General features: G+C 65.9%; 8 protein-coding genes. 2 read left to right on the top strand and 6 right to left on the bottom strand.

The features are described 5' to 3' along the window. Positions 1–376 (top strand): phage major capsid protein (locus RBA40_RS06170; protein WP_306646779.1); only part of this gene is annotated, 376 nt, incomplete at its 5' end. Between the two features lie 1,124 nt (positions 377–1,500). On the opposite strand, the gene RBA40_RS06165 is transcribed toward RBA40_RS06170, so the two are convergent. Continuing rightward, a complete protein-coding gene (locus tag RBA40_RS06165; RefSeq protein WP_306646777.1) occupies positions 1,501–1,713 on the bottom strand; it encodes a hypothetical protein in 213 nt (70 codons plus the stop codon). 23 nt (positions 1,714–1,736) lie between these two features. Further along, positions 1,737–3,017 (bottom strand): SGNH/GDSL hydrolase family protein, encoded by a 1,281-nt coding sequence (locus RBA40_RS06160; RefSeq protein WP_306646775.1) that lies wholly within the window; start codon positions 3,015–3,017, stop codon positions 1,737–1,739. 108 nt (positions 3,018–3,125) lie between these two features. On the opposite strand from RBA40_RS06160, the gene RBA40_RS06155 reads away from it, so the two are divergent. Next, a complete protein-coding gene (locus RBA40_RS06155) occupies positions 3,126–4,040 on the top strand; it encodes a LysR family transcriptional regulator (RefSeq protein ID WP_306646773.1) in 915 nt (304 codons plus the stop codon). 3 nt (positions 4,041–4,043) lie between these two features. Here RBA40_RS06155 and RBA40_RS06150 read toward each other — a convergent pair whose 3' ends face one another. The 4 genes from RBA40_RS06150 to RBA40_RS06135 form a co-directional block, all read right to left on the bottom strand. Next, positions 4,044–4,376, bottom strand: a complete 333-nt coding sequence (locus RBA40_RS06150) for a putative signal transducing protein (RefSeq protein ID WP_157778461.1) — start codon at positions 4,374–4,376, stop codon at positions 4,044–4,046. Positions 4,377–4,465: 89 nt separating this feature from the next. Next, positions 4,466–5,617 (bottom strand): CaiB/BaiF CoA transferase family protein, encoded by a 1,152-nt coding sequence (locus tag RBA40_RS06145; protein WP_306646772.1) that lies wholly within the window; start codon positions 5,615–5,617, stop codon positions 4,466–4,468. Positions 5,618–5,629: 12 nt separating this feature from the next. Then, positions 5,630–6,784 carry an acyl-CoA dehydrogenase family protein gene (locus RBA40_RS06140; protein WP_306646809.1) on the bottom strand — a complete coding sequence of 385 codons (1,155 nt, stop codon included), beginning with the start codon at positions 6,782–6,784 and terminating at the stop codon, positions 5,630–5,632. Then, a complete protein-coding gene (locus RBA40_RS06135) occupies positions 6,784–7,968 on the bottom strand; it encodes a lipid-transfer protein (protein ID WP_306646771.1) in 1,185 nt (394 codons plus the stop codon). The genes RBA40_RS06140 and RBA40_RS06135 overlap by 1 nt, the downstream gene beginning before the upstream one ends. Positions 7,969–7,991: the final 23 nt, after the last annotated feature.

The following is a 7,991-nucleotide window of genomic DNA, read 5'->3' as shown; positions in this document are numbered from 1 at the left end:
AATCACCCAGGTGCAGCTGGCGCGCGGCGTGGCCACTGGCATCGTCATCAATCCGATCGGCCTGGAGCGCCTCGAACTGGACAAGGATAAGGAAGGCCGCTACCAGTTCTCGTACAACGTGACCGATGACAACGGCCGCGCCAGCGTGTGGCGTGTGCCTGTCGTGGTCACCGACGTGATGGGGGAGACAGAGTTCATGGTAGGGGACTTCGCCCGCGCTGCACGGCTGTACGACCGCCAGCAGGCCACTGTCGAAATCGCTACCCAACATGCGGACTACTTCACCCGCAACCTGCTGGCGATCCTGGCCGAAGAGCGTTTGGCTCTGACCGTCAACCGTCCTGAAGTGCTGATCAAGGGCGTGTTCCTCCCATAACGTGGCAGCAGGGCGTAACTCATGAGTGGCCGGCACGACAAACCATGAGACCTGCAGGACGTCATCCTTGAGTCTGATGCAGGACTGGCCCAGCCTCACACGCTGGGCCTTTTTGCGTCTGGCGCCAGGTGCGCATAGGGTCAGACTTGGAATCCAACCCACGCGAGGGGGAGGCCCGTCGAGACTGGCGGAAGGTCGCCCACACAGGACCGCTCCGACCCTCTATGCGCACAACCGCGAATTGAGAATATTTTTCTGGGACGGCACCCGCCGCCAGAATCAGACCCAGAGTGGGGGCGTCGAAACTCCGCGCGGCCACGCAGAACAGGACCGCGCTCTACCCATTTATTCGCGCAGTCAGGATAGAAAAACGGTTTTTTGACATAGCCTCAGATCCCCCCAGGGCGGGGCAAAACCTCGGGCACATCGCCCACACAGGACCGCGCTCACCCTCGCATTTAACGCTAACCCACAAAACGCCAGGCCCCCGAATCGGGGTTCTCGATCGCATGACCGGCAACCAGCAGCGTTGTGCGCGCGCGTGCGCGAGAAAGCGCCGAAGGGTTGCATTTCAAATGCGAACCCACAGTCCAGCGTCAAAGAATTTTGCTCCGCCATCGCCATGCATTTACCTCATTGCGTGGACCACGTGTTACTGTGGGGATTCACTCCGAATAAAGGCAGCTCCAATGTCCTCCGACAATTCCTTTCAAGAAGCACGGCAAGACAGTGAAACCGCCGATATGATCACTCATGCGATCGCCATAGAACAGGGTCGGGGGGTCGTTGCGGCATGGGCGTTTTTGGAGGGCTCGCAGGTCTCGACTGCAACTAAGTTACGCGTGCTTACTGTCGGCACAAGCCGGCGTGATGGTCAAACGAGTACACGTGTGCCATTACCAACGATTTTTGCCTAGAGGCAGACACAAAAATATTTGGGGGCAGATTTAGGGGCAGAAACCGTGCCGGAATATGCGAGAGTGAGTGCCAGTGCGGCTTACAGACCACAATCCGAGTCCACCTATCCCACGAACACGGCAAATAACGATTTGCCTTAAAACCCCTGAGACTTCAACCGCTCAGGGGTTTTTTTACGTTCGCTCGCCTGGCCACCTGCTGGCTGGTCAGGAAAAATTCATCGGTCCGCCTCCGCTGTCGATAATGGCGCCGAGGCGCGTCAGGGCGGCGGCATCGCCCACAAAGACATACAGCACCGGGTCGGTGCCCTCGATGGGCATGCACAGCGCTTCGGTGCGGTTATGTTCGAGCACGTTGAGCGCGGCGGTTTGCAGGTCGCGCATCAACTTTTTATTGCGCGCATCAAAAAAATCGTTCATGGGCAACTCCTTGGCAGGTGATCTCACCTCCTTGGACGCCGCCGGGCGCCATCTGGTTCAGTGCAGCGCTCGCTTTTTCCCATCAGCTCGCTCAAATCAAGAGCTTGCGCCAGTGCGCGGTAGCCGGCGTCGCCCGGATGCAGATGGTCGCCGGAGTCGTATTCCGCCCGCATGCGGGAAGGCCGCGCCGGATCGCGCAGCACCGCGTCGGCATCGAACACCGCATCGAATTGCCCGCCGCTGACGATCCAGCGGTTCACGCGCTGGCGCACCGCTTCCTTGGCCAGGCTGTAATGGCCTTCGAAGGGCGTGCCGGCCAGTGCGCCCTCGAACGGGATGAGCGTGGCGCCGACGATGCGCACATTGTGTGCGCGGGCGCGCTCGATCAGCTGGCGCAAGGCGCTGATGACCTGCTCCGCGCTCATGGCCGCATCGTGCGGCGCGAACGGGCTGCCGGGCCAGCCGATGTCGTTAATGCCCATCATGACGATCACGCTGGCCACGCCGGGCTGCGCCAGCACATCCTGGTCCAGGCGCGCCAGCGCATTGGCGCCCATGCGGTCCCCCAGCAGGCGCGCGCCGGAAATGCCGGCATTGACCACACCCACGCCGGCCGGCGCCAGGCGCTGCGCCAGCACGTCGGTCCAGCGCCGGTCCTGGTCGCGCGCTGACCCATTGCCATCGGTGATCGAGTCGCCCAGCACCACCACGCTGCGCGCGCCAGCGGGCGCCTCCACCAGCACCGCGCTCAGAAACGCGCGTCCCGCGAAGCGCGTGGCTGCGGGCAGGTCGGCCGCCGCGGTGGCATTGCCGCGCACCAGATACGGCGTTTGCTGCGCGCCCCAGTGAAAGGTCGATACCGGCGTGGGCGCCGGGTAGTAGGTGGTGATGGCCAGCCGGGCCAGCGCCCCGGCGGGCAGGTCGACCGGATCGCTGACCAGCGCCGCACCGGGCGCCGCGCTGGCGTGCACACTGCCGCCAAAGGTCACGGCGCGGCTGCTGCCGCCCACCACCGCGGTGCCGTCGCCGGCCAGGCCGACCCGCATCTGGCCCACTTGCAGCGGCGTTACGCCATAACGGTTCGACAGCACGATGCGCAGGCGCCGCCCGCCCACGCTCAGCCGCACCACGTCGCGCACCGACTGCTGCTCGAGCGACGCCGGCACCCCGACCGGCAGGATGAAGCTGTCGTCCCAGCGCGCCTGGGGGCTGGCGCCCCAGCTGGCAACCCAGCGCGTTGGACTCGCGGCCGCAGCCTGCACGCACAACATGAACAGCACCGGCAATGTTCGCAATATCGACATGGTATTTCCCCTTGAGTGAAGTAGGCGCTCAAGGTAGGCCATTCCGTTGGGTGCTGGTAGACCGGTAAATCGACTATCATCCATTCCAATACGGAATAAGGAGCGACGATGGATACCCTGCGCCTGATGCACCTGTTCATTCGCGCGGTCGACCTGGGCAGCCTGTCGGCCGTGGCGCGCGAAGCCGGTACCACGCAGCCGACGGTGAGCAAGGCGATCAACGCACTGGAGGCGCATCTGGGCGTTCGCCTGCTCGAACGCAGCACCACCGGCCTGCTGGCGACGGCCGAAGGATTGCGCTTTCACGAGCGCGCGCGGCGCCTGCTCGACGAGTACGAAGACGCGCTGGCGGACGTGCGCGGCCACGCGCGGCAGGCGCAGGGCCTGCTGCGCGTGAACGCACCGGTGGCGCTCGGCCAGTTTCATCTGAACGCGCTGGCGCAGCAATTCCTGGCGCTGCATCCCGGCATCGAGATCGAACTCATTCTCGACGACCGCTTCGTCGACCTGGTGGGCGATGGCGTGGACGTGGCCGTGCGCCTTGGGGGCCCGCTGCCGCCCGATGCCGTGGCGCGCACGATTGCGGCATCACCGCGCTCGCTGGTGGCGGCGCCCTCGTATCTGGCGCAGCACGCACGCATCAAGCGGCCGGACGACCTGGCGCATCACGATTTCATCCGCTTTGCATGGCTGGCCACGGGCGACGAGATGGCACTGCAGCGCGCAGGGGAAGTAGTGAAGGTGACGACACGCGGGCGCTATCGTGTCAATAACGCGCTGGCGATTCGCGACAGCCTGCTTGCCGGGGCCGGGATCGGCCTGTGCCCGCACTGGCTGGTGCACGACCTGGTGCAGGCGGGCCAGCTGGCGCGCGTGCTGCCGGCATGGAGTGGCACGCCGCAGCACGTGGCGCTGGTGTATCCGTCCAGACGCTACCAGCCGGCGCGCGCACGCCTGTTCATGGACTTCCTGGCACAGCGCATCGGCGCCCTGCCGGGATGGACGGCGCCGGTCGACCGCTAGCGCTTACTCGGGCTGGCCGACATCGACATCGTCGCTCAGGGTGAAATCGCCGTGCTCGCGCGCGGCCAGCAGGTCCTGCGCCTGCTGCAGGTACTCTTCGGGCGCCAGCACGCGCACGCCGCCCATGGCGGGCAGCAGGAACTGGTCGGCCTGGGCGTGATTCACGTCTGCCACCACCGCGGGAATGCCGGAAGCGACCAGGAAGCTGCGCGCCAGGTGCGCTTCGGTCGGCGTGAAGAATTTCGCGACGATGAGCAGGTCGCGCCCTGGAATCGCTTCTGCTTCGGCCGTTTCGTCCGCAGGGAAGGAGTCGGGGCCGTTCAGGGTATCTTGCATAGTGCCTCCGCATGGTGTTTGACTGTCACGATCTTACTCCTGATCGCCGCCGGCGCCGGTTAATCCGGCCACACAAGCGCAACATCCGGTCAAATGACGCCCTGGGCGGCCAGGTTGGCAATCGCGGCATCATCCCAGCCCCAGTCCATCAGCACCGCCGCGCTGTGCTGGCCGGGGTGCGCAGGCGCACCGCTCAGCTCCGGCACGGTGCGCGAAAAGCGCGGCGCCGGCGCCGGCTGCATGACGCCGTCGACCTCCACGAAGGTGGCGCGTGCGGCGTTGTGCGGATGCAGGGGCGCTTCGTCCAGGTCGAGCACGGGCGCGAAGCAGGCGTCGGTCCCTTCCATCAGCGCGCACCAGTCGTCGCGCGTGCGCCGCGCGAACAGCGCCGCCATGTTGTCGCTGAGAAGAGGCCAGCTGGCCGGGTCCATCTGGGCGTCGAAAACGGGATCGTCCACTCCGGCGAGTTTCATCAGCAGGGCGTAGAACTGCGGTTCGATCGCGCCCACCGACACGAATTTGCCGTCGGCGCAGGCGTAGGTGTCGTAGAAATGGGCGCCGCCGTCGAGCAGGTTGGCTTCGCGTCCGGTGCTCCAGCCACCCTGCGCGCGCAGGCCGTACATCATGGCGCCCAGGAGCGCGGCGCCGTCGGTCATGGCGGCGTCGATCACCTGGCCCTTGCCCGAGGTGCGCGCTTCCAGAACGGCGCAGACCACGCCGAAGGCGAGCATCATCCCTCCCCCGCCGAAGTCGCCCACCAGGTTCAGGGGCGGCGCTGGCGGCGCATCGGCGCGGCCCATCGCGTGCAGCATGCCGCTCAGGGCGATGTAGTTGATGTCGTGCCCCGCTGCCTGCGCCAGCGGGCCAGCCTGGCCCCAGCCGGTGACGCGCCCGTACACCAGCGCGGCGTTGCGCGCCAGGCAGGCGTCCGGCCCGAGTCCGAGCCGCTCCATCACGCCGGGGCGAAAGCCTTCGAGCACCACGTCGGCTTTGGCGATCAGCTCCAGCGCGATCGCCTGCGCCGCCGGCTGCTTGAGGTCCAGCGCCAGCGAACGCCGTCCGCGCGCCAGCACGTCGTACTTCGTGCCCAGCATGGGGAACGGGGTGGCCGCGCCGGGCGCGCTCTTGCGCTCGATGCGGATCACTTCCGCGCCCATGTCGGCCAACATCATGGCGGCGAACGGACAGGGTCCGAGGCCGGCCATTTCGATCACTTTGATTCCTGCCAGCGGTCCTGCCATAGTGGTGCGCTCCTAGAGTGAACGGGCGATGATTTCCTTCATGATCTCATTGGCGCCGCCGTAGATGCGCTGCACCCGTGCGTCCACGTACATCTGGGCGATGGGATATTCGAGCATGTAGCCGTAGCCGCCAAAGAGCTGCACGCACTGGTCGATCACCTTGCATTGCAGGTCCGAGATCCAGTATTTGGCCATCGAGGCGGTCACCGTGTCCATCTTGCCTTTGATGGTCTCGTCGATGCAGCGGTCGATGAAGATGCGCGCAATCGTGGCCTCGGTCTTGATTTCGGCCAGCACGAAGCGCGTGTTCTGCATGTCGATCAACGCCTGGCCGAAGGCGCGCCGCTCGCGCGTGTAGTCGATCGTCAGGCGCAGCGCGCGTTCGATCGCGGCCACGCCGGCCACGCCGAGGATGGTGCGTTCGTACGGCAGCTCGGTCATCAGCTGGGCGAAACCCTGGCCCTCGGCGCCGCCCAGAACATTGTCCAGCGCCACATGGGCGTTATCAAAGAACAGCTCGCACGTGTCCTGGCCCTTTTGTCCGACCTTCTCGAGAATGCGGCCGACCCGAAAGCCCGGGTTGTCCTTCGTTTCCATCAGCAGCAGCGAGATGCCCTTGGCGCCCGCGTCGGCACTGGTCTTGACCACCACCACGACCAGATCGGCCAGGTAGCCGTTCGAGATGAAGGTCTTGGAGCCGCTCACCTCGTAGCCGTCGGGCGTCTTGACGGCCGTGGTGCGGATGCCTTTCAGGTCCGAGCCGGCGCCCGGTTCGGACATGGCGATCGCCGCCACCATCTCGCCGCTGGCCAGCTTGGGCAGGTACTTGTGCTTTTGCGCTTCGGTGCCCTGGTGCAGCAGATAGTGGGCGACGATGGCGTGCACGTGGATGCCGAAGGCCATGTCGCCGCAATAGCCCAGTTCCTCGAACACGATCGCCTGGTGCGCGAAACTGCCGCCGGAGCCGCCGTATTGCTCGGGGATGTCGGCGCACAGGATGCCCATGGCGCCGCCCTTGTGCCACAGGTCGCGGTCGACATGCTGCTGCTCGCGCCAGCGCTGCTGGTGCGGCGCGACTTCGCTGGCCGCGAAGCGCCGCACCGCGTCGCGAAAGCCTTCCAGTTCAGGCGTCATCCAGGGCGAGGTGCCGCAAATGTTCATATCCATCATGCGGCCCGGTACATGGTGACCACGCAGGCGCCGCCCAGGCCCAGGTTGTGCTGCAGCGCGATGCGGGCGCCGTCGACCTGGCGCGCGCCGGCGCTGCCGCGCAGCTGGTGGGTCAGCTCGTAGCACTGGGCCAGGCCGGTGGCGCCGAGCGGGTGCCCTTTCGAAAGCAGGCCGCCGGACGGATTGGTGACGACCTTGCCGCCGTAGGTGTTATCGCCATCGTTGATGAATTTGTCGGCGCCGCCCTCCGGGCACAGGCCCAGCGCTTCGTAGGTGATCAGTTCATTGTGGGCGAAGCAGTCGTGCAGTTCGACGACATCGAGATCGCCCGGGCCGATGCCGGCCTGCGCGTACACCTTGTCGGCGGCGGCGCGGCTCATGTCGTAGCCGACCAGGCGCATCATGTCGCCCGACTCGAACGTGCCGGGACGGTCGGTGGTCATGGCTTGCGCGGCGATGTACACGTCGGCCTTCAGTCCACGCTTTTTTGCAAATTCTTCCGATACCAGCACCGCGGCCGCAGCGCCGCAGGTCGGCGGGCAGGCCATCAGGCGCGTCATCACGCCCGGCCAGATCATGGGCGCATCGAGCACGTCCTGGGGTGTGACTTCCTTGCGAAACAGCGCCAGCGGATTGTTCGCGGCGTGGCGGCTGGCCTTGGCGCGGATTTTGGCAAAGGCGTCGAACGGGGTGCCGTATTTTTTCATGTGCGCCAGGCCCGCGCCGCCGAAGTAGCGCAGCGCCAGCGGAATGTCGGGCATGCCGACCAGTTCATCGGTGACAAGGTCGAACGGCTCGAACGGGCTGGGACGGTCGGCGAACACGGAACCGAGCGCGCCCGGGCTCATTTGCTCGAAGCCGAGTACCAGCACGCATTCGGCGGCGCCGCTGGCGATGGCCTGGCGCGCCAGGAACAGGGCGGTCGATCCGGTCGAGCAGTTGTTATTGACGTTGACGATCGGGATGCCGCTCATGCCGACCTGGTACAGCGCCTTCTGGCCGCTGGTCGAGTCGCCGTACACGTAGCCGGCGTAGGCCTGCTCGATGTCGTCGTAGGCCACGCCGGCATCGTCAAGCGCCTGGCGCGCGGCCAGGGCGCCCATCTGGTCGTACGGGGCGCTGGCGCCCGGCTTGGCGAAGGGGATCATGCCCACGCCAGTGACAAAAACGTTGCGGCTCATGCGCGTCTCCTGAAGTTTTTATG

It is taken from the genome of Massilia pseudoviolaceinigra (genome assembly GCF_030846505.1).
GTDB classification, from domain to species: Bacteria; Pseudomonadota; Gammaproteobacteria; order Burkholderiales; family Burkholderiaceae_D; genus Telluria_A; species Telluria_A violaceinigra.
Note: the sequence above shows the minus strand (reverse complement) of the source record. Positions and strands in the feature narration are given on the sequence as shown.

Excerpts from the sequence above, each read along its gene's own strand:
- RBA40_RS06165 (WP_306646777.1), bottom strand. The coding sequence starts at position 1,713 with ATGAACGATTTTTTTGATGCGCGCAATAAAAAGTTGATGCGCGACCTG.
- RBA40_RS06160 (WP_306646775.1), bottom strand. The coding sequence starts at position 3,017 with ATGTCGATATTGCGAACATTGCCGGTGCTGTTCATGTTGTGCGTGCAG.
- RBA40_RS06155 (WP_306646773.1), top strand. The coding sequence starts at position 3,126 with ATGGATACCCTGCGCCTGATGCACCTGTTCATTCGCGCGGTCGACCTG.
- RBA40_RS06150 (WP_157778461.1), bottom strand. The coding sequence starts at position 4,376 with ATGCAAGATACCCTGAACGGCCCCGACTCCTTCCCTGCGGACGAAACG.
- RBA40_RS06145 (WP_306646772.1), bottom strand. The coding sequence starts at position 5,617 with ATGGCAGGACCGCTGGCAGGAATCAAAGTGATCGAAATGGCCGGCCTC.
- RBA40_RS06140 (WP_306646809.1), bottom strand. The coding sequence starts at position 6,784 with ATGGATATGAACATTTGCGGCACCTCGCCCTGGATGACGCCTGAACTG.
- RBA40_RS06135 (WP_306646771.1), bottom strand. The coding sequence starts at position 7,968 with ATGAGCCGCAACGTTTTTGTCACTGGCGTGGGCATGATCCCCTTCGCC.